The organism is Paenibacillus xanthanilyticus, from assembly GCF_042682185.1.
GTDB classification, from domain to species: Bacteria; Bacillota; Bacilli; order Paenibacillales; family Paenibacillaceae; genus Paenibacillus_Z; species Paenibacillus_Z xanthanilyticus.
Window position 1 is genome coordinate 3,402,377 of sequence record NZ_JBHUHA010000002.1, and the last position, 17,904, is coordinate 3,420,280.

Genomic DNA, 17,904 nt, shown 5'->3' on the forward strand with positions numbered 1-17,904 from the left:
AGCCCTCTTTGCATGCCGCCGGAGGGCGGCCCGAGCCGTACGGCTTTAGCTCCAGATCTCCTGCGGCTTGACGCCAAGCTCCGTGGCGATCAGCTCGGCCGTCAGGCGCTGCGGCTTGCGAATCTTGCCGTTGCGCAGCTTCGAGATCGTCTGCACGGAGATACCGGTTGTCTCAGACAGCTGTTGAGCCGATATGTTGCAGCGGGCCATGACGATCTTCAGCTTCACGGCCGGATCGATCGGCTCCGCGTTCGGGCGCAAGTCCGTGACGACGAACGCGTATTGCTTCAGCTCGCCGCTCCCGTCATAGAAGGGATGGAAGAGAAGGCGAATTTCCAGATCCACCGCGTCGGCCAACCGTTTGGTACGGATCGTCAAGTGGCTGGATTTGCGGCTGCGGGCCGCCTCCTGAATGGCCGCGATGGTGCGATCCTGCTCCTCCGGGTGAATAATGGAGAGGATGGACTTCTGCAGGTATTCCAGTTCTTGCAGCGGCGGATCTTGCACCGCGGCCAAGGGGCTCTTCTCCAGTCGGCTAATGACGTAATCCGTCTCGACGACGCCCGACATCAGCACCGGCCGGGCGCTCGATTGGCACTCGATCCATTCCGCGGCGCTTACGTCCTCCGCCGTCAGCAGCCAGACCGCGTCCACGGCGATGTCGAGCTTGCGGCAGGAGAGCTTGATCCGCGGTGCTTGTTCGTGGCGGCCCTGAAGGGGATAGACACGCGCGGCTTCGCTTAATTCCTCCAACTGGCAGTCGGAGAAGAGGGCAGCAAGCGGCTTGCCCTCCAGCTCCTGCCGCGACAGGCCGACGAGCTGGACGAACGCTCCGTTCACCCGGTCGAAGAACGGTCTGGCGGCAGCGCCCTTCAGCAGTGCCATCGGCGTATCCAGCGTATCGAAAATCGTTTTGAAAACAGGCAAGCTTCTTCACCTCGTTCTATCCGGTCACGCGATTGTTAGACAAAGTATAGTCAATAAGGGGATTAAAATTCAACTAGATAAATCGTTTTAATCTCCTTTATTTTACCAGCGGGTTCCAAATTTGTCTGTGTCGCAATTGTGGAATTTGTTTCCAAGTAGGCGTTCGCCGGGGGGGACGTTATAATGAAAACAATCCCTTCCCACAAAGAGGGAGAATCCGTTCATGTATTGCATGCAAAAAGTCGATCATTCAGCACCGAGAAGGTGGCGAGAAGGCGAAGCAGCAGCGTATAGGCAACCCTAAATGAGCACCGGACTACAAGCCGGAACACAAGATTCGATGCGGAGATACGCCTTGATGCTTCGCGATCCATTGACGATTTTTTGAAAAATTTCATAAAGTTACGCGGGAGGGCGAACAATGGGATGAGCCACATCTCGATCCGCACGAAGTTCCTCGTTTTCGTCGTCATGATCACGCTGCTGCCGCTCGCCTTAGTCGGCATCAGCAATTACCGGATGGCGAAAGCCACGATCAAGGAGGCGCTGATCGAGAAAGCGTACACCAAGGTCCTCGGCAGCGCGGACGGCCTATCCGTCTGGCTGGACGAGCGCCGGGCGGAAGTGATGGCGATGAGCCGGTCCGAGATCGTACGCTTCGGGAGCACAGCCGAGCGAATCGCCTATCTTCATATCGAAACGTCGCGGAAGAACTCGCCGTACTTCTCGCTATCCTATACGGACGGGCGGGGCTATACTCTTTTTCCGAGCGGCACCCAAGCTGGTCCGAATTGGCGGCCGTGGGCGGAATCGACAAGCATCGGCGATTCGGCGATCACCGATCCGTTCATCGGCCCCCGGACGGGGGAGCGCCTGTTCATGATCAGGCTGCCGGTAATAGGCCAAGCGAACGAGCCGGCGGGCTATTTGAACGCGGCGATCCGCACGGAAACGCTGGCGGAGCACTTTCTCAATTTTCGCGTCGGTCTGCGGGACATCGTGCTGCTGTATAACCGGGAAGGGGACATTCTGTACTACCCGGACATTAGCAAGGAGTTCGACTATAACGTGCGGTCGCCGGAGCTGCCCTTCGCGGCAGCGGCCGACGACATGCTGGCGGGCGATCACGGCTATGCCGAGACGGGCTCGGGCAAAGGACGGTCGATCGTGTTCCACGCCGATGTCGCCCAGACCGGCTGGCAAGTGGGCCTACAGGTGGCGATGAAGGAGTTCGAGGAGCCGCTGACGCCGTTGATTTGGCGGACCGTGCTGCGGATCGCGGCGGCGGAGATCGTCATGGCGCTTCTGCTCTGGTTATACATTAACCGGCTGCTTGCCCGTCTTCAGCGGGTGACCGACGTGACGGAGTCGGCGTCGGCCGGCCGATTCGACGTCATTCCGGTGCCGGAGACCGGGCGAGACGAGATTACGCGGCTGTCGCATTCGGTCAACGAGATGACGGTTCACCTGCGCGAGATGTTCGACCAACTGGAAGCCATCATCAATCAAAATCAATATTCGATCATCGTCGTGGATCAGGAATACCGGATCACGTACTTCAGCAAAGCCGCGGAGCGGCTGCTCGGCTACCGCGCGGAGGAGGTTATCGGCGTTCACACGCCGCTGCGGTTCATCGCCCCGGAGTCGCTGACAGAGGCGGCGGAGCAGCTCTCCGCGAAGTTGGGCCGACCGGTTGCGCCCGATATATCGGTGCTGCGCGAGCAGCGCTCAGACAGCAGGAACTACGAACGGGAGTGGGTGCTCGTGCACAAAGACGGGACGCGGATTCCGGTATCGCACAGCTCGAGCGCGATTACGGACCGGGACGGCAAGGTGGTTGGCGTCGTTGGAATCTCGCGCGATATTACCAAGCAAAAGCAAGAGGAGAAGACGCGCAGCCGCCAGCTGGCCGTGCTGGAGGCGGCGCACGATCTGATCGCGACGTTCGACGCCGATTATAAGCTCATTTATCTGAATCCGGCCGGAAGGGCGATGCTCGGCTTGGCCGGAACAGGCGAGTCGCCGCTTGCCGAGGAGGTGCCTGAGCGGTTCGTCGAGACGCTGCTGCTCGGGATCGACCACGCAGTCGCCCATGGCTTCACGGAGAATATGGCCGAGCTGCAAGCGCCGGACGGGCGGATCGTCAACGTGTCCAAAATCTTGGTCGCCCATCAGGACGAGGGCACCGGCGAACGCTTCTTCTCCTGCATCGCGCGCGACGTGACGGAGATTACCCGGGTGAACGAGATGCTGGCGGAAGCGAAGCGGGAGGCCGACGAAGCAAGCCAGGCGAAGACGCTGTTCCTCGCGCGGATGAGCCACGAAATCCGCACGCCGCTCGCGGGCATCATCGGGTTGACGCGGCTGATGCAGAAGACGGAGCTGACGCAGCTGCAGCGGGATTACGCGGATAAAATGCAGGCGTCCTCGGAGGCGCTTCTTCGGATCATTAACGATATTCTCGACTTCTCGAAGGTGGAGGCGGGCAAAATCGAGCTGAACGCGGTCTCCTTCAACTTGGAGGAGATGCTGCAGAAGCTCGCGGATATTCTAAGCGTGTTCGTCGGCGGCAAGGAGCAATTCGAATTTCTCATCGAGACGCCGGAGCAGCTGCCGACGTCACTGATCGGCGATCCGCTGCGCATCGAGCAGGTGCTCCTCAACCTGTGCGGCAATGCCGTCAAGTTCACGAACCGGGGGCACGTCAAGCTGCACGTGCAGCTTCTTGTCTTCGAGCCGGGCGAAGACGTGGTCGTGCGGTTCAGCGTGGAGGATACGGGCATCGGCATCTCGGAGGAGCAGCAGGCGCGGTTGTTCGAGTCGTTCACGCAAGCGGGCCCCGCCACGCAGCGCAAATACGGCGGGACGGGCCTGGGGCTTGTCATCGCGAAGAGTCTCGTCGAGATGATGGGCGGCGCGATCTCGTACGAGAGCACGGCCGGCGTCGGCAGCCGCTTCGAATTCACGCTGCAGTTCGCGGCCCAGTCCGACGCGATGAACGAGCCTTACCAGATCGGCGAGCACGCGATCTGGGTCGTAGAGGATTATCCGCTCATGGAACAGCATTGGTCGGGCATGCTGGAGGAGATGGGGCTGCTGCCGATCGGGCACGGCTCGTGGCGTTCGGCGCAGGAGCGCCTCGCGCGGGCGGGGATCGGCGCGCTGCCGGCCGCCGTGCTGCTCGATTTCGAGATGCCGGATATGTTCGGCGACGATACGTGGCAGTCGTTCCGCGAGACGGCGCAGGCGACCGGCGTGCGGACGATCGCGCTGACGACGGCGTTCGGGCGCGAGGAGCTGCTGAAGCTGCCGCCGAAGGAGCGGCCGGATGCCATTCTCGTGAAGCCGGTTACCCGGATGGCGCTCTATCAGGCGCTGGTGCCCGTGCTGGGTAAGGTCAGCGCCGCCGAGGCTGCCCTAGCGGAAGCGGCGGCGGCCGAGGAGCAGGCCTTCCCGCGGCGGGGGACGATTCTGCTCGCGGAGGATAACGCGATTAACCAGCTCGTGGCGGTCGAGCAGCTGAGCGAATGGGGGTTTACGGTCGACGTGGCGGAGACGGGTCATGAGGTGCTCCAGAAGCTCGATAGCGGCGATACGTACGACCTCATCCTAATGGACATTCATATGCCGGAGATGGACGGCGACGAAGCCGCTACGATTATTCGCTCGGAACCGAGGTTCGACAAGCTGCCGATCATCGCGTTGACCGCGAACGTCATTAAGAAGGACCATGAACGCTATTACAAGCTGGGCATGAACGACGTGCTGACGAAGCCGATCCAGGCGGAGAAAATGCGTCAGACCGTGCTAAAATGGCTTCATGCCGGGGAAGAGGAGCATGCGGCCGTCGCCATGTCGGCTGGTGCCTCCGACTCGCCGCTTCACGCAAGCGACGAAGGGATCGCGCTAATGAGCGTGCCCGGCATCGATATGGCCTCTGCGCTCGCCCGGGTGGGCGGCAAGCGGGAGATTCTGCGCCACATGCTGCACCTCTTCGCCGCGGAAAGCGCCCAGTTCGGCGACCGGCTCCGCCAGGCGCTCGTCGCGAGCGACTACCAGACGGCGCGCAGGCTGGCCCATACGCTCAAAGGCACGGCCGGCAATCTGTCGGCGGCCGAGCTCGCCGCCATGGCCGATCAGCTGGAAGCGCTGCTGAAGCAGCCGATCGAGCTCATCGACATTCAAGCGATCAACAGCGCCGCCGCATGCGTGCAGCTAGTACTGCGCCCGATGTTGAAAGTGCTTGCGGGCAGTGACAAGTAATTGCACATTACTTACCAAATCGACACACTTTCCTAACAATATTCTAACAATCTATTGTTGGACCGTGCCCGCTATTGTATATTGATAGTAGACGCAGTCAACGCCACTCTTCAATTCGCTTCGAGGTGACCGCAATGTATAAAATTTTAGTCGTTGAAGATGACGTCATGATGAGCGATATGCTATCGATGTATTTGTCGGGCGAAGGCTACGAGGTTCATCAGGCGTTCGACGGCGCGACGGGGGTTAAGCTGCTGGAAGCGGTTACGCCGGATCTGGTGCTGCTTGATCTCATGCTGCCCGACGGGGACGGCACGGACCTCTGCAAGCGGATTCGGCAATTCTCCAGCGTGCCGATAATGGTGGTATCCATGAAGACGGACGTGAGCGAGCGGGTTCAGGCGCTTCGGGCCGGGGCGGACGATTATTTGTGCAAACCGTTCAGTATGCATGAGCTGAGCGCGCGTTCGGAGGCGTTAATCCGGCGTGCCCAGTTGATACATTCGCAGATGGGGGCCGCGGCAGCCAAAGCCCCGCAGGAGACCGGCAAGGAAGCCGAGACGGCGATTCGGCTGGACACGGAGCGCAGATTGCTGCTCGTCCGGGGACAGCTGGTCGAGACGACATTCTCGGAATTCGAACTGATGAAGCTGTTTCTCGCCCATCCGGGCAAAGTATTCAGCCGTGAAGACCTCATTAACGCCATCCGCGGCTTCGACTCGTTCGTCACCGACCGAGCCATCGATGTTCATATTGTGAATTTGAGGCGTAAAGTAGAGAATAATCCCAAGGAGCCGAAGTACATCCGCACCGTTTGGGGTGTGGGCTATAAATACGTGCAGGAGAACAGTGCACGATCCGGCTCATAAGACGAACCAAATTCGAAACCGTTCGATGCGCGACTCGCGCGAAGGACGGTTTTTTTTGATTTATGCATAGGACTAAAGACTTTATGCAATTAAAAGGAAATCCGCCTAAAATCCCCTTTAACGGAATTCTAATCATTATCGTCTAACTTTCCTAATGGATCTGTGTGAGAATCGGACTATCACACAACGTCATCGCACAGGGGTCTCAGTACGACACCACAGGATGAAGCGGAGAGGAAGCATGAAGGAATGGACGCAGGTTATCCGGTACGGGGATGGCTACGGCACGAGGAGGAGCGGGAGAGGGCCGCGCATGGGGAATGCGATCTATTGACCGGGCTCCCGGGCAGGCTGGCTGCATTCACGCTGCTGGAGCAGGTCATTGCCCGCGCGAGCAGCGCGAAAGCGGATGTCATTGTCGCGGTCGTCGATTTCGACCGGTTTCATCTGATTAACGAATCGAAAGGAACGGTATTCGGCGATCAGACGCTGCGCCTCTTGGCGGAGCGGTTCAAGACCGAAGAACTGGCTCATTTCGCGGCCTGCCGTATCGGAGGCAACGCGTTCGTGCTGTTCAAGCCGTGTCTGCGGGGCGGGGAAACGAATGGCATCAGCCGTCTTAAGACGCAGGCGGAGGCGCCGCTCGTGGTTGAAGGCCACGTGCTGTACCCGACCTGCAGCATCGGAATCGCGGAGTACCCCAAGGACGGACGGAACGCGGAGAAGCTGCTTCGCCACGCGGACACGGCGATGCAGTCGGCGAAGGCGGCGGGCGGCAACCGGATCGGCGCGTATACCGAGGCGGACGCGACCCGAGCGGGGCGGAGATTGAAGCTGGAAGGCGCCCTGCGCGGGGCGCTCGAGCGGAGCGAGCTGTCGCTGTGCTATCAGCCGATTTATGCCGCATCCGGACGATTGCGGGGCTTCGAGGCGCTGCTGCGCTGGAATCACCCGGAGCTCGGCGCGATATCGCCGGCGGAATTCGTGCCGCTCGCGGAACAGACCGGCTTGATCGTGCCGATCGGCGAATGGGTGATCCGGGAAGCGTGCCGTATACATCGCGAGGCGACCGCCAAAGGACACGCGGATATCGTGATGGCGGTGAACCTCTCGCCGGTGCAGCTGCGCGTACCCTCGTTCGTGGATGGCATGCTGCGGCTGCTCGAGGAGTGCGGAGTGCCCGCGAGCGGACTGGAGCTCGAAATTACGGAGAGCATCATGCTCGAGGCGGGCGAGAGGACGATCGCTGCGCTTGAACGGCTGCGCCAAGCGGGCGTGCGGATCGCGCTGGATGATTTCGGCACGGGCTACGCCTCGCTGACTTACTTAAGGGAGCTGCCGATCCATACGCTGAAGCTGGATCGTTCCTTTATCCGTCCGATTTGCCATCAGCACACGGAGCGGGTCATCGTCGAATCGATGATTATGCTCGTCCACCGGCTCGGGTTGGAAGTGGTGGCGGAAGGCATCGAGGAGGAGGAACAGCTGGCTCTCCTCAGGGAGTGGGGCTGCGATTTGCTGCAAGGGTATTTGCTCGGCCGCCCGATCGAGGCGCGCGGGGTCGGCGCCCATTTGCCGAAGTTGGCGTAGCCTATATTCGATTCCGAGGGACGGGCGCTGCCGGCGTCCGTCTTTTTATTGCCGGGTCATTGGGGCGAAATGCAAAAAAACCGCATGATGGCCGCTCAGGGCCGCGCACGCGGTGGATCTGCTACGGCCCCTTTCGTCTAGGCGCCGCATGATTAAGACACTTCCATGTACAATTTCGTGCCGTCGTTGTACTGCAGGATGGCGACGTCGCGCACCATCTCGACGGAAGCGATGCGTTTCCACTTCCGGCGGAAATCGAAGTTGAGTTCCATCTCGCGCAATTTGTTGTTCAGCATTTCGATGGCTGTTTTGTGCTCGGACGGATAGTGGACGGGAACTTTGCGGTTTTTAAAGGTAATGACCTTCGTCATTGTCATGCACCTCCGGGTGGATTGGTTACTCCGATTATAGTCCCGAGTTTTTAGCCGCTTATAAAGGCTGCGTCAGACGCATGTTTAATTTGCTCAATCATTTCTAACAAATTTCGCGGCAATTCGAGCTTTGTTGGTGGAGTTGCCCTAGTGTGCTTCCAATTCATGAAGCTTATGCCTGTACCGGGGATTTTCCGAACAGCAAAAGCCGCCCATCGCGATAAGCAGGCGGCCCACTGTTGAATCGCTTCCCCGGCCGTTAGCTGGAGAAGCTGCTGTATTTGCGTTTGTAATGGCCGTGACCGTAATGATGGTTCGGCGGCGGCGGCGGATAATGCGGCTGCCGCGGCGGCCGATGGTACCCGTGCTTGTAATCGCTGCTGCTGTAGTGGTGATGATGCCCGTGGTGACCGTAATGCTTATTACCCATAAGGGAATAGACGAAACGTTTCAACATATGCTTCAGCATGGCGAATCCCTCCTTGTGGTCATACGTAAACTTTGTGTATGCTCTTACTATTTCATACGAATACGACGCGGAAAGGTTTCTGTTCCGCGCGCAAATAGGCGAGGCGGTAGATAGGATGCGTAGCGTAATGGAACGGTGGCGGAAGATCGTCCAGCAGTGGCGGGATTATCCGCTGCGCGAGGGAGCAGTGATCGCCAGGCGGTACCGCGTGGAGCGGTTCATGGGCATGGGCAGTTATGGATTGGCCTATGCGGCCGTCGATGCGGTGAACGGCTCCCGGGTGCTCGTCAAGGTGAGCAAACCGAGCAAGGGAGAGACGTCGCGAGCGCTGCTGCGGCGGGAGAGCGATATCATGCGGGCGCTCGATCATCCGCAAATCCCGCGGTGGCTCGATTATAGGGAGGAGCGTCGCCGGTCGGTGCTGGCGATGGAGCTGATCGAGGGCGTTAATCTCGAGGCGCGCATGATGGAGGAGAGCGCGGTCTATGACGAGCGTGCCGCCGCGCGCACGGTGCGGGCGCTGCTTGCGCCGCTCGAACACCTGCATGGGCGAGGGTTCGTCCATCGCGACGTTCGTATCCCGAACGTGCTCGAATGCCGGCGGGCGGGGATGGCGGCGCCGGCGATCTATCTCATCGACTTCGGCTTGGCCTGCCGCATCGGAGAACGCCTGCCCGAGGCGCTTCGCCGGGCGCTCGGCGAAGATGGCGATCCGGCGGGCAGCGCCGGCGATTGGGGAGACGTGAAGCGGCGGATGCGGCGGCCGGAGCCAGGCAGCGATCTGTACGGGGCGGGACACTTTGCCTTGTTCATGCTCTATTCGGGTTACGCGCCGGAAGAGGGCGCGGACGAAGCAGATTGGCGGAGCGAGCTTGCGCTGTCCGCGCCGATGCGAAGGTGGCTCGAACGGTCGCTGGGCGAGGGGCAGCCGTTCCGGGATGCGCTCGAGTGCGCGGCCGAATTGGATGCCGTCATCGAAGCGCTGACCCCGGGGGGCGGCTGACCCGGTCCGGCTCTCAAGCCGGATTCATGATCCGGCGAGCAGGGTAATAACCAGCAACTCGTATAGCACGAGCGGCAGCACCGTACTGTAGGGAGTTGCGAAGCCCCGTCCGTCCGGGATGGCCGCGCTGCATTGCAAATACAAGAAACAACGGTCGACATGCACGATAATACCCTCGTAGACGACCCCGTCGACGCTTTCGATCCGCACGGCGCGGTGCAAGTAGGTCGCGCACAAATCATGCAGCCTTTTGCGAATTTGCTGCACCGTTAACGGCAGTCCGGGCTCGGCTCGATACACGATCGGGGCCCCCGGATGGGGACTCGGCTTCCCGTACATCTTCTTCCTCCTCACGGCAGCTTTGCGCTGCATGCCTCTGGCTTGATGCCATTCATTTATGCGGTTAGTTTATGCGCGTATGGTCTCTGGTAAGAACAAACAAGCCTATTGTACAATGGGGGTGGCAGCGTTTTCCTGCACCTATGACTCGTCAGGGGAACGGGGCGCTCTGCCAGTTGGGAGGCGTCACCTTGACCTTAGCCAAAACGTTTTTCGCCAGCATAAGCATCATGATTACAATTGCCTATTTGTTCAATATTGGCTATAAATATTTGTTCGAGCACGCTTCGGCCCGCATGAAATATGGACTAGCGATCGTTTGTTTCATCGTCAGCGGATGGCTGGCGATGGTTTTTGGCGTTCGGGTCGGCGAGGTTACGATGCTTGATCTGCGTTTCGTCCCCACGCTCGTCGCGGTTCTTGTGCTGCCCAGTCCTTGGATGGTGCTCGTCATCGGCACGGGCATCGGGCTCGGGCGCTTCATCTTCAGCTGGGATCTGACCGCCGTTCTCGGCTGCGTGACGATGGTGATCATCGGCGCGGCGTGCGCGGGCCTGCATATTGCGATGAGGCGCGTCGCTTGGCGTTACTTATGGAAAAGCATCTTCCTCATCGTCGCCGTCAATCTGCTGAATTCCGCGCTGGCCACGGGGACCGTCCTAGTCAACGGGTCGATAACGCCGTGGGCTTACTGGACGGAAGTGACGCCTTACGCGCTTCCGAGCCGCGTGCTGATGTGCGCGTTGTTCTTGTTCATTTTCCGCGACTTCCAGAAGGAGCAGCAGCGGACCGACGAGCTCCGCACGATGAACAAGCTGCTGCGCCGCCAGACGCGTCAGCTGCGGGAGGCGAAGCGGGACATCGAGGCGAAGGCGAAGGAGCTGGAGTTGGCCTCTTCGTATAAATCCGAGTTTCTGGCCAACATGTCGCACGAGCTGAAGACGCCGCTGAACAGCATTATCCTGTTGTCGCAGCTTATACGAGATAGCGAGGAAGATCGTTATAACGCGGAGGATATGGTATACGCGGAGCTCATTCAGACGGCGGGCAACGATCTGCTGCAGCTCATTAACGATATCCTCGACCTCTCGAAGGTGGAAGCCGGCCGAATGGATATCGTGATCGACCGCGTGTCGATCCACGATATGATTCAGCATTTGCATCACCAGTTTCTGCCGCTGGCGCAGCAGAAAGGCTTGCGTTTCGAGGCGGACGTCCATGCGAACGTGCCCTGTACGATTTGGACCGATGCGCTCCGGACGAACCAGATTTTGCGCAATTTGCTCGTGAACGCGTTCAAATTCACGAGCGAAGGCAGCGTGCGGCTGACCGTCCGCCTGGAAGCGCCGGCCGTGCCCAAGGACGTGCCGAAGCGGGGCAGAGGACGCGCATGGCGCGGAGCCGCTTGGACCAGGCAGACGCAAGCCGAAGCGGAGGTCGCCGCCGGGGGAGTCGGGACGCCATCCGTCGCTCGGCCGAGACTCGCGTTCTCCGTCTCGGATACGGGCATCGGCATCGACAAGGAGAAGCAGGAGCTGATCTTCGAGGCGTTCCGGCAGGAGAACGGGGCGATCAACCGCATGTATGGCGGGACGGGCCTTGGCTTGTCGATCAGCCGTCAGCTCGCCATGCTGCTCGGCGGGAAGCTCGGGCTGCGCAGCGAGAAACACAAGGGAAGCGAGTTTACGTTCTATCTCCCGCTGCAGCCGCCGGCTGGCGCGCAGCCGGACGGATCGGACGACTCGCGCGCAGGGACGCAGCCGGAGCTCGCGGGATCGGCTGCAACGTAGGGGAACGCTTCACAGCATGTACGCCAATAAGGCGGGCCCATGGTCATTCGCAGTTGACCCGGGCCCGCCTTTATTCGCATGGAAGACAACAACAAAAGGCGCCGCAGGAGAGTATCCTGCGGCGCCTTTGGCTTGCGCGGCAGCCCTATGGGCAGCCGGGAGCAGCAACCTCGCTAGGGTTGAAGCGTGATCGCCTTCGTCATCGTATCCGGCGCGGACGTCTCGGCCTTCCAGCCGAGCGTCTCGGCGAAGAAGACGAGCGGGACCATGGAGCGGCCGCCCACGATCTCGACCGGCGTGCTGACGGCCACCGAGGCGCCATTCAGCGTCGCTTCGTTCTTGCCTGCCGTAATGACCAGCTCACGATCGCCACGAATGAGCGTCATCGTCTTGGTCGCCGCGTCGTACGTCATCTCCGCGCCGAGTACGCTTGCCGCTTCCTTGCCCGGGACGAGCAGCTCGTTCGACTGGCCGCGGAGCACTTTGGCGGAGAAGGTCGCGGGCTTGGACGGATCGTCGGCGAGACGGACCGGCACGCGCAGCAGATCGCCGGCGGCGTTCACCGCGACGTCCTCGACCTGCTCGCGCAGGTCGGTCACGAATTGATCGACATTGGCGTCCGTCACGCGGTATTTGGCGTCATCCGCGCCGATCGCCCGCGTAATCCACGTGTTGACATTCATGTTGTGGTGGGACAGATCCTTGAACAGGTCGAGGTTGAACGTCCATTCCGCCTCGGTCTGGAAATCGTACACCTTCACGTTCGGATATTGTTTGAACCGCTCGTACATCCACTTCTTCATCGTCAGCTGCTGTTCGTAGCGCGGAATGTTCAGATCGCGCCACACGGCTTGGCGAAGAATGGAATACGGCGGGTAATAAATATAGAACTGAGTCTCCGGGTGCGCTTTGATGACCGACTCCACATAGGTGGTGAAGTTGTTCTGCACGACCTCGAGCGGCTCTTCGTTGTTGCCGAAGCCGGCTTCGTCCGTAAGCGCCTTCTGGTACGTTTTCATCGCGTATTTCTTGCCGTACACGACGTAGTAGTTCCAGTTGTACAAATATTCAAGGCTCTTCAGCCGCTTCGCGTTCTCGGTCGCGGATGAGCGCTTGTAGAGGCCCTCCGCCAGCTCCCGGTACGGCGTGACGTTGAACCAGTACTTGTAATCGTTCCAGAACTTGTCGTCGTACAGGTAATGAGGGTAAGGGCCTTGCGCGTCGAGGTCGGCGGGCTTGAGGGCAAAATAATCGAGTCCCCACAGCACCTGCTTGACCTTGCCCGTCCTGAACGCCACCTGCGCGATATCATACTGCTCCTGTGCGTAAGAGCCGCGGATGGACAGCTTCAGCGTCTTGCCGCCGAGCTCCTCGTCGACGACGGAGGGCAGGAAATTCTCGGTCATCGACGATCCGAGAATGATCGTGTCATAGTCGTAATTCCGGGCCAGCCCCGGGTTCTGGTACCGCTGCTCATTCGAGAACACCGGCGTATACCACGATTTATGGTAGTACTGAAGCGGATCTATGAAAACCATGAACGCCACGGCGACCGCCGCGAATACGAGCGAGCCGCTGACGAAGCCGGCCAGCATGCGTTTGCTGGCTCGGATCGATACGGTGCGGCGCGGCTTCGGAAAACGCGATCGCTTCGGCAAAATCTCTTCGGAGGCCATGTTCCTCTCGCCGCCTTTCTAGAAATTGAAGTACAGGAACTCGCTGATTTGGTTGAAATACAGCAGCGACATAATGAACAAGAACGCGATGACGAAGCCGATCTTCCAGGTCGGGCGGAACGTCTCCATCCGCTCGGAGGAGTTGCGCGTGAACAGCACGATCGGGAAGAAGAGCAGCAGCAGCAGCAGCGGCGGCAGCAGCGCGTCCATCGTGACGCGGTTGAAGTCGAACCCTTGCAGGCCGCTCATGCCTTTGAGAATGCGGATCGCTTGATCCCACGACGTCGCCCTGAAGAACACCCAGGCGATGACGACATAGACGAACGTGATGAGCCACGCGGTCCACTTCGGCAGCTGGAAGCCCAGCTTCTTGCACAGCTTGCCCCACAGCTTGTGAATCACTTGGCCGAAGCCGTGCAGGAAGCCCCAGAACAGGAACGTCCAGCCCGCGCCGTGCCAGAGACCGCCGATGAGGAAGACGAGCATGTTGTTGACCATCATCCGGTTCTCGCCCTTGCGGTTGCCGCCGAGCGGGATATAGATGTAATCGCGCAGCCAGCGGCTGAGCGTCATATGCCAGCGGCGCCAGAAATCCTGCAGGTTGAGCGCCTTGTATGGGGAGTTGAAGTTCTGCGGCAACCGGATGTTGAAGAGCAGCGCCGCGCCGATCGCCATGTCCGTATAGCCGCTGAAGTCGAAGTACAGCTGGAACGTATACGAGAGAGCCGCGACCCAGGAGTCGACGAATTGCGTCGCCGTATCGAAGCCGGAGCTGGCGTAGCCCGCGAACGTATCGGCGATGACGACTTTTTTGAACAAGCCCATGCCGAAGACGAAAACGCCGAGCGAGGCGTTCTTCCAGTTCCATACTTTGCTGCGTACGCGGTCGAACTGCGGCATCATCTCGCCATGATGGAGAATCGGGCCGGCGATCAGATGCGGGTAGAACGTGACGAACAGCACGTAGCTGACGATGTTCGCCTCGCGCGCCTTGCGCTTGTACGCGTCCACGAGGAAGGCGATCTGCGTGAAGGTGAAGAAGCTGATGCCGAGCGGGAGGACGAGCTTCAGCAGCGCGAAGTCCGTACCGGCGATCTCGTTGAGATTCGTCAGGAAGAAGTCGGCGTATTTATAGTAGATCAGCAGCAGCACGTTGCTGACGATCGCGAAGCCGAGCAGCGCTTTCCGCTTGCCGATGCCGGGCTCGGTCTGATACGCGAGCGGCTGGCCTTCCGGCGGATTATACCCCGCGGGTAGCCGCATGAGCAGCCGACCCATGATGTAGTTGAAGGCGATGGAGCCGAGAATGAGCGGCACGTATTTGACGTCCCACCATCCGTAGAAGAACAACGAGGAGAGCGCCAGCCACGTCTTGGCGACGTACGACAAACGGAACCGGTTCAGAAGGAAATAGACGATTACCGTTATGGGGAGAAATGCGAAAATAAACACATACGAGTTAAACAGCATAACCGGCCGAACACTCCTAACTTCAAGGTAACGGTTTTGAGTTCATAACTTCTTAACTTATACCATATTTGCCTGGTTTCGTCGAATTTCTACACGGACGGACAAGGCTCGCGAAAACCGCTTGCGGCGCCATATTTATGGACGAGTCGGCGATGGGTTTGGTTCCATTTTTCCGGGGATGCGAGCGTGGCAGCGATAAAAAAAACCAGGATTTTTTTAGGGAGAGGGATTGACTCGGGTGGCTTGGACATTATATATTATAAGAGTCGCTTGAAGCGATTTGCTACTATGCTGATGTAGCTCAGGGGTAGAGCAACGCACTCGTAATGCGTAGGCCGGGGGTTCAATTCCCTTCATCAGCACCATTCACGCCCATAACGGCGCGAGTCCGATATTTCGGATTCGCGCCTTTTTTGTGTTCCTGTTGCGCGTGACGCCGGTCGCGAGGAAGGAATTGGCAGCTTAATCGGCGAACTTTCTAGTATTAACGAATTCAGTGAAGAGGAGGACGAGAATGCAATCGCTATTTCGCTACAACTGGATCGTGCGCGATGAATGGTTCGAGCTGCTGCGGCAGCTGCCGGAAGAGGAATTAACGAAGACCCGGGCGGGCGGCGTGGGCAGCTTCCTGCGCACAATGACGCATATCGTGGACGTGGAGGATTCCTGGCTCAGAGGGCTTCGCGGCTTGCCGGACGTGCCGTTCGATGAGGAACGCTATCCGACGCTGGCGGACGCAAAGGCGTTCTCCGATGCCTGTCGTCCAGGCGTGGAGGACTTCGTGAACGCGTGGACGGAGGAGCGGGAGAACGAGCGGCTGGAGCCATTCACCTTCGGCGAGGTGATGCGGCACGTGATCGCGCACGAAATCCACCACATCGGCCAGCTGTCGATCTGGGCGAGGGAGCTCGGACTGCAGCCGCCTTCGGCGAATTTCATCGGACGAGGCTTGGCGAAGAACGGCTAAGCGGCCAGCGGGCATAGACTGAACGCAATGTGTATCGATCGGCCCCAAGTCCTTGCGCAACGAGAGACAGCGGCAATCCCGGATGACGCGCATCCAAGGACTGCCGCTGTTTGCGTTGCGCAGGCTTACGCTTGCGCTTGCTCCAAATATTCGTCCAAACGGTCGTACGTCTCGCCGATGCCTTGCTCCATGCCCATGTCCAGCACCGACCGAAGCGCTTCGGGGGAAGCGTAAGTGGCGTGGTTGACGACCTTCGTCTTGCCGCCTTCGAGCGTCTCGAACGTCATGACGATGTGGGAAGGCGGCATATCCTCGGACAGCGTCCCTTCCGCGTCGGAGAAGTAGTCGACGTAGACGATCCGCGCCGGCGTCTCGATTTGGTCGTAGACCGCCTTGCCCCACGATTCCATGCCGTAGAAATCGCCTTGCGCCTGGTCCATGCACTTGAAACAGTAGTGCCAGCTGCCGCCGGGGCGGAAATCCATGTCGCTGACGGTGATTTCCCAGCCGCGCGGCCCCCACCAATGCTTCAAATGCTCGGATTGCGTAAACGCTTGGAATACGAGCTCGCGGGGCGCGTTGAACACCCGCTCAAGCGTCAGTTCCTGTCCTTCGGCCTTCGTCACCAATTGATTCGCCATTCTTCCATTCCTCCTCGAAAAAGTGGTTACTCGTCTTGCCGTTCGTTCGCCCCGCGGCGGCAAGCGTCCGGATGAAGTCCGCCCACGTAAGCCGCGAGCCGGTCCATCCGGTCGTCCTCCAGGCGCAGATAGGCGGCAAGCCATCCGTCCAGCGCGCGAAAAGCCTCGCCCCGCAGCACATAGCGCCTGCGGTTCCCGTCTGCCTCAACGTCCACGATCCCGGCGTCCAGCAGCACGCGCAAATGCTTGGAAGCCTGCGGCTGCCGCAGCGCCAGTCGTGCCGCGATCTCGCCTACCGTCAGCGGACCATCCCGCAGCAGCTCCACCATGCGGAGCCGGCTGGCATCCGCCAACGCGCCGAAGAGGGTCGTCTCCATTGCCATAGCCGGTTGTTCCTTTGTCCCTTTAGAAGGGCTTCTTGCTTGCAAAATGAATATACCACTAAAGGAATATTCCGGTCAAGGAATATTTAAAATAAACTCGGGTCGCTTTCGGTGGATACCTGCCAGATTCCTCGAGCTGCCCCTGTCCGCGATGAGATCAACCGACGCCAACGCTGCCCCGCAAGCAGGTATCGCAATCGATTCCTGCCGCGGGGGGGCGGCGCTCAGCGCCTGCGCGTGGACGTTAGCCGGCCGCGATCGCCGTCAACGTTTCTCCGCCGTCAGCGTGAACGTCTTCGGGATGCCTTTGTCGAACACGTCCGACGACTGGTTCGGAAGTTCCTCGAGCACGCGCACCGTGAGCTCCCCGCCGGCTACCGCGGTGACGATCTCCCCGAGCGTCCAGTTGCGCAGCTGCACCTTCGGCGCTTCGGCGGCGCTGCCCGGCGGCAGGAACTTCGCGAACGCGACTTCCTTCTCTTCAAGCTCCGTGCTGAAATAATCGCCGTCCACCTTGTGCTTGCGGATATTGGCCGTCGTGCCGCGAGAAGAGATCAGCTTGGTCGTCACGGGATGAAAATCCTGCAGCACCAGCCGCCCGCCCGAGCGCAGGAGGCGATGGACAACCTGGAAGAGCGGGCGCAAATCTTGAAAATAATGAAGGATGCCGTGTTCCATGTAGACGATATCGAATTCCTCCGCGAATTGCTCTTCCGGCAGCCGCAGCACGTCCGACAGGACATAGCGGATATCTACGCCCGCGGCTTCGGCCAATTCCAACGCATAGCGCCTGTTGTCGTCGGAGAAATCGATGACGGTCACCTCGGCGCCCAGCAGGGCAAGGGGAACCGCCTTCGTGCCGTTCGAGCCGAGCAGATTGGCGATTCGCTTCCCGCGCACTTCGCCCAGATGCGCCATCGCCGCGCCGAGCCGCTTGGCCGGGTCGTCCGTCATTTTGCCGGCCGCTTCCGCGGGTGTCCCGAATCGGCTCACCCATGCGGCGTATGCGCCCGTATTCCAGGATTGTTGATTGCTTTCAATGGATGCCAACGTATTTGTCCCTCCGACGGAGCGTAAATTTGTCTATCTTCGCCGCTTCCATTTTACCTTACAACCGGGCTCGCCACCAAATCTATCAAAATCACC

The 17,904-nt window shown here is 59.8% G+C and carries 15 protein-coding genes and 1 tRNA gene; 7 read left to right on the plus strand and 9 right to left on the minus strand.

Features of this window, described 5'->3' with window-relative positions; genetic code table 11:
* Positions 1–45 precede the first annotated feature (45 nt).
* Positions 46–927, minus strand: a complete 882-nt coding sequence (locus ACFSKT_RS32510) for a helix-turn-helix domain-containing protein (protein ID WP_377717327.1) — start codon at positions 925–927, stop codon at positions 46–48.
* A 426-nt stretch (positions 928–1,353) separates the two neighbouring features.
* Between ACFSKT_RS32510 and ACFSKT_RS32515 the strand changes: the two genes are divergently transcribed.
* The 3 genes from ACFSKT_RS32515 (at position 1,354) to ACFSKT_RS32525 (ending at position 7,649) form a co-directional block, all read left to right on the plus strand.
* Complete coding sequence (locus ACFSKT_RS32515; protein WP_377717326.1) at positions 1,354–5,190, plus strand: response regulator; 3,837 nt, start codon at positions 1,354–1,356, stop codon at positions 5,188–5,190.
* A gap of 134 nt (positions 5,191–5,324) precedes the next feature.
* Positions 5,325–6,059: a response regulator transcription factor gene (locus ACFSKT_RS32520; RefSeq protein WP_377717324.1), complete on the plus strand. Its 735-nt coding sequence runs from the start codon at positions 5,325–5,327 to the stop codon at positions 6,057–6,059.
* Positions 6,060–6,308: 249 nt separating this feature from the next.
* Positions 6,309–7,649: a putative bifunctional diguanylate cyclase/phosphodiesterase gene (locus ACFSKT_RS32525; RefSeq protein ID WP_377717323.1), complete on the plus strand. Its 1,341-nt coding sequence runs from the start codon at positions 6,309–6,311 to the stop codon at positions 7,647–7,649.
* A 152-nt stretch (positions 7,650–7,801) separates the two neighbouring features.
* On the opposite strand, the gene ACFSKT_RS32530 is transcribed toward ACFSKT_RS32525, so the two are convergent.
* On the minus strand, positions 7,802–8,020 hold the full coding sequence (locus tag ACFSKT_RS32530) for a hypothetical protein (protein WP_377717321.1): 219 nt from the start codon (positions 8,018–8,020) through the stop codon (positions 7,802–7,804).
* A 259-nt stretch (positions 8,021–8,279) separates the two neighbouring features.
* Positions 8,280–8,489 carry a hypothetical protein gene (locus ACFSKT_RS32535; RefSeq protein ID WP_377717320.1) on the minus strand — a complete coding sequence of 70 codons (210 nt, stop codon included), beginning with the start codon at positions 8,487–8,489 and terminating at the stop codon, positions 8,280–8,282.
* Between the two features lie 115 nt (positions 8,490–8,604).
* Between ACFSKT_RS32535 and ACFSKT_RS32540 the strand changes: the two genes are divergently transcribed.
* Positions 8,605–9,492 carry a protein kinase domain-containing protein gene (locus tag ACFSKT_RS32540; RefSeq protein ID WP_377717318.1) on the plus strand — a complete coding sequence of 296 codons (888 nt, stop codon included), beginning with the start codon at positions 8,605–8,607 and terminating at the stop codon, positions 9,490–9,492.
* A gap of 24 nt (positions 9,493–9,516) precedes the next feature.
* On the opposite strand, the gene ACFSKT_RS32545 is transcribed toward ACFSKT_RS32540, so the two are convergent.
* Complete coding sequence (locus ACFSKT_RS32545; protein ID WP_377717317.1) at positions 9,517–9,831, minus strand: acetyl-CoA acetyltransferase; 315 nt, start codon at positions 9,829–9,831, stop codon at positions 9,517–9,519.
* A 191-nt stretch (positions 9,832–10,022) separates the two neighbouring features.
* Between ACFSKT_RS32545 and ACFSKT_RS32550 the strand changes: the two genes are divergently transcribed.
* Positions 10,023–11,621: a sensor histidine kinase gene (locus ACFSKT_RS32550; protein WP_377717316.1), complete on the plus strand. Its 1,599-nt coding sequence runs from the start codon at positions 10,023–10,025 to the stop codon at positions 11,619–11,621.
* 173 nt (positions 11,622–11,794) lie between these two features.
* On the opposite strand, the gene ACFSKT_RS32555 is transcribed toward ACFSKT_RS32550, so the two are convergent.
* Positions 11,795–13,297, minus strand: a complete 1,503-nt coding sequence (locus ACFSKT_RS32555; RefSeq protein WP_377717314.1) for a copper amine oxidase N-terminal domain-containing protein — start codon at positions 13,295–13,297, stop codon at positions 11,795–11,797.
* A gap of 18 nt (positions 13,298–13,315) precedes the next feature.
* Positions 13,316–14,767 carry an MBOAT family O-acyltransferase gene (locus ACFSKT_RS32560; protein WP_377717313.1) on the minus strand — a complete coding sequence of 484 codons (1,452 nt, stop codon included), beginning with the start codon at positions 14,765–14,767 and terminating at the stop codon, positions 13,316–13,318.
* Positions 14,768–15,057: 290 nt separating this feature from the next.
* On the opposite strand from ACFSKT_RS32560, the gene ACFSKT_RS32565 reads away from it, so the two are divergent.
* Positions 15,058–15,132: transfer RNA gene (locus ACFSKT_RS32565), tRNA-Thr, on the plus strand.
* Positions 15,133–15,281: 149 nt separating this feature from the next.
* On the plus strand, positions 15,282–15,734 hold the full coding sequence (locus tag ACFSKT_RS32570; protein ID WP_377717312.1) for a DinB family protein: 453 nt from the start codon (positions 15,282–15,284) through the stop codon (positions 15,732–15,734).
* A 125-nt stretch (positions 15,735–15,859) separates the two neighbouring features.
* On the opposite strand, the gene ACFSKT_RS32575 is transcribed toward ACFSKT_RS32570, so the two are convergent.
* The 3 genes from ACFSKT_RS32575 to ACFSKT_RS32585 all read right to left on the minus strand — a co-directional run bounded on the left by ACFSKT_RS32575 (position 15,860) and on the right by ACFSKT_RS32585 (position 17,808).
* Positions 15,860–16,375 carry an SRPBCC domain-containing protein gene (locus ACFSKT_RS32575; RefSeq protein ID WP_377717311.1) on the minus strand — a complete coding sequence of 172 codons (516 nt, stop codon included), beginning with the start codon at positions 16,373–16,375 and terminating at the stop codon, positions 15,860–15,862.
* Positions 16,376–16,401: 26 nt separating this feature from the next.
* Positions 16,402–16,752 (minus strand): ArsR/SmtB family transcription factor, encoded by a 351-nt coding sequence (locus tag ACFSKT_RS32580; protein WP_377717361.1) that lies wholly within the window; start codon positions 16,750–16,752, stop codon positions 16,402–16,404.
* Positions 16,753–17,022: 270 nt separating this feature from the next.
* On the minus strand, positions 17,023–17,808 hold the full coding sequence (locus ACFSKT_RS32585; RefSeq protein ID WP_377717310.1) for a class I SAM-dependent methyltransferase: 786 nt from the start codon (positions 17,806–17,808) through the stop codon (positions 17,023–17,025).
* Positions 17,809–17,904: the final 96 nt, after the last annotated feature.

What these genes read in the sequence shown, in the direction of transcription:
- ACFSKT_RS32515 (WP_377717326.1), top strand. Translation starts at nt 1,354, where the DNA reads ATGAGCCACATCTCGATCCGCACGAAGTTCCTCGTTTTCGTCGTCATG.
- ACFSKT_RS32520 (WP_377717324.1), top strand. Translation starts at nt 5,325, where the DNA reads ATGTATAAAATTTTAGTCGTTGAAGATGACGTCATGATGAGCGATATG.
- ACFSKT_RS32525 (WP_377717323.1), top strand. Translation starts at nt 6,309, where the DNA reads ATGGACGCAGGTTATCCGGTACGGGGATGGCTACGGCACGAGGAGGAG.
- ACFSKT_RS32530 (WP_377717321.1), bottom strand. Translation starts at nt 8,020, where the DNA reads ATGACGAAGGTCATTACCTTTAAAAACCGCAAAGTTCCCGTCCACTAT.
- ACFSKT_RS32535 (WP_377717320.1), bottom strand. Translation starts at nt 8,489, where the DNA reads ATGCTGAAGCATATGTTGAAACGTTTCGTCTATTCCCTTATGGGTAAT.
- ACFSKT_RS32540 (WP_377717318.1), top strand. Translation starts at nt 8,605, where the DNA reads ATGCGTAGCGTAATGGAACGGTGGCGGAAGATCGTCCAGCAGTGGCGG.
- ACFSKT_RS32545 (WP_377717317.1), bottom strand. Translation starts at nt 9,831, where the DNA reads ATGTACGGGAAGCCGAGTCCCCATCCGGGGGCCCCGATCGTGTATCGA.
- ACFSKT_RS32555 (WP_377717314.1), bottom strand. Translation starts at nt 13,297, where the DNA reads ATGGCCTCCGAAGAGATTTTGCCGAAGCGATCGCGTTTTCCGAAGCCG.
- ACFSKT_RS32560 (WP_377717313.1), bottom strand. Translation starts at nt 14,767, where the DNA reads ATGCTGTTTAACTCGTATGTGTTTATTTTCGCATTTCTCCCCATAACG.
- ACFSKT_RS32570 (WP_377717312.1), top strand. Translation starts at nt 15,282, where the DNA reads ATGCAATCGCTATTTCGCTACAACTGGATCGTGCGCGATGAATGGTTC.
- ACFSKT_RS32575 (WP_377717311.1), bottom strand. Translation starts at nt 16,375, where the DNA reads ATGGCGAATCAATTGGTGACGAAGGCCGAAGGACAGGAACTGACGCTT.
- ACFSKT_RS32580 (WP_377717361.1), bottom strand. Translation starts at nt 16,752, where the DNA reads ATGGAGACGACCCTCTTCGGCGCGTTGGCGGATGCCAGCCGGCTCCGC.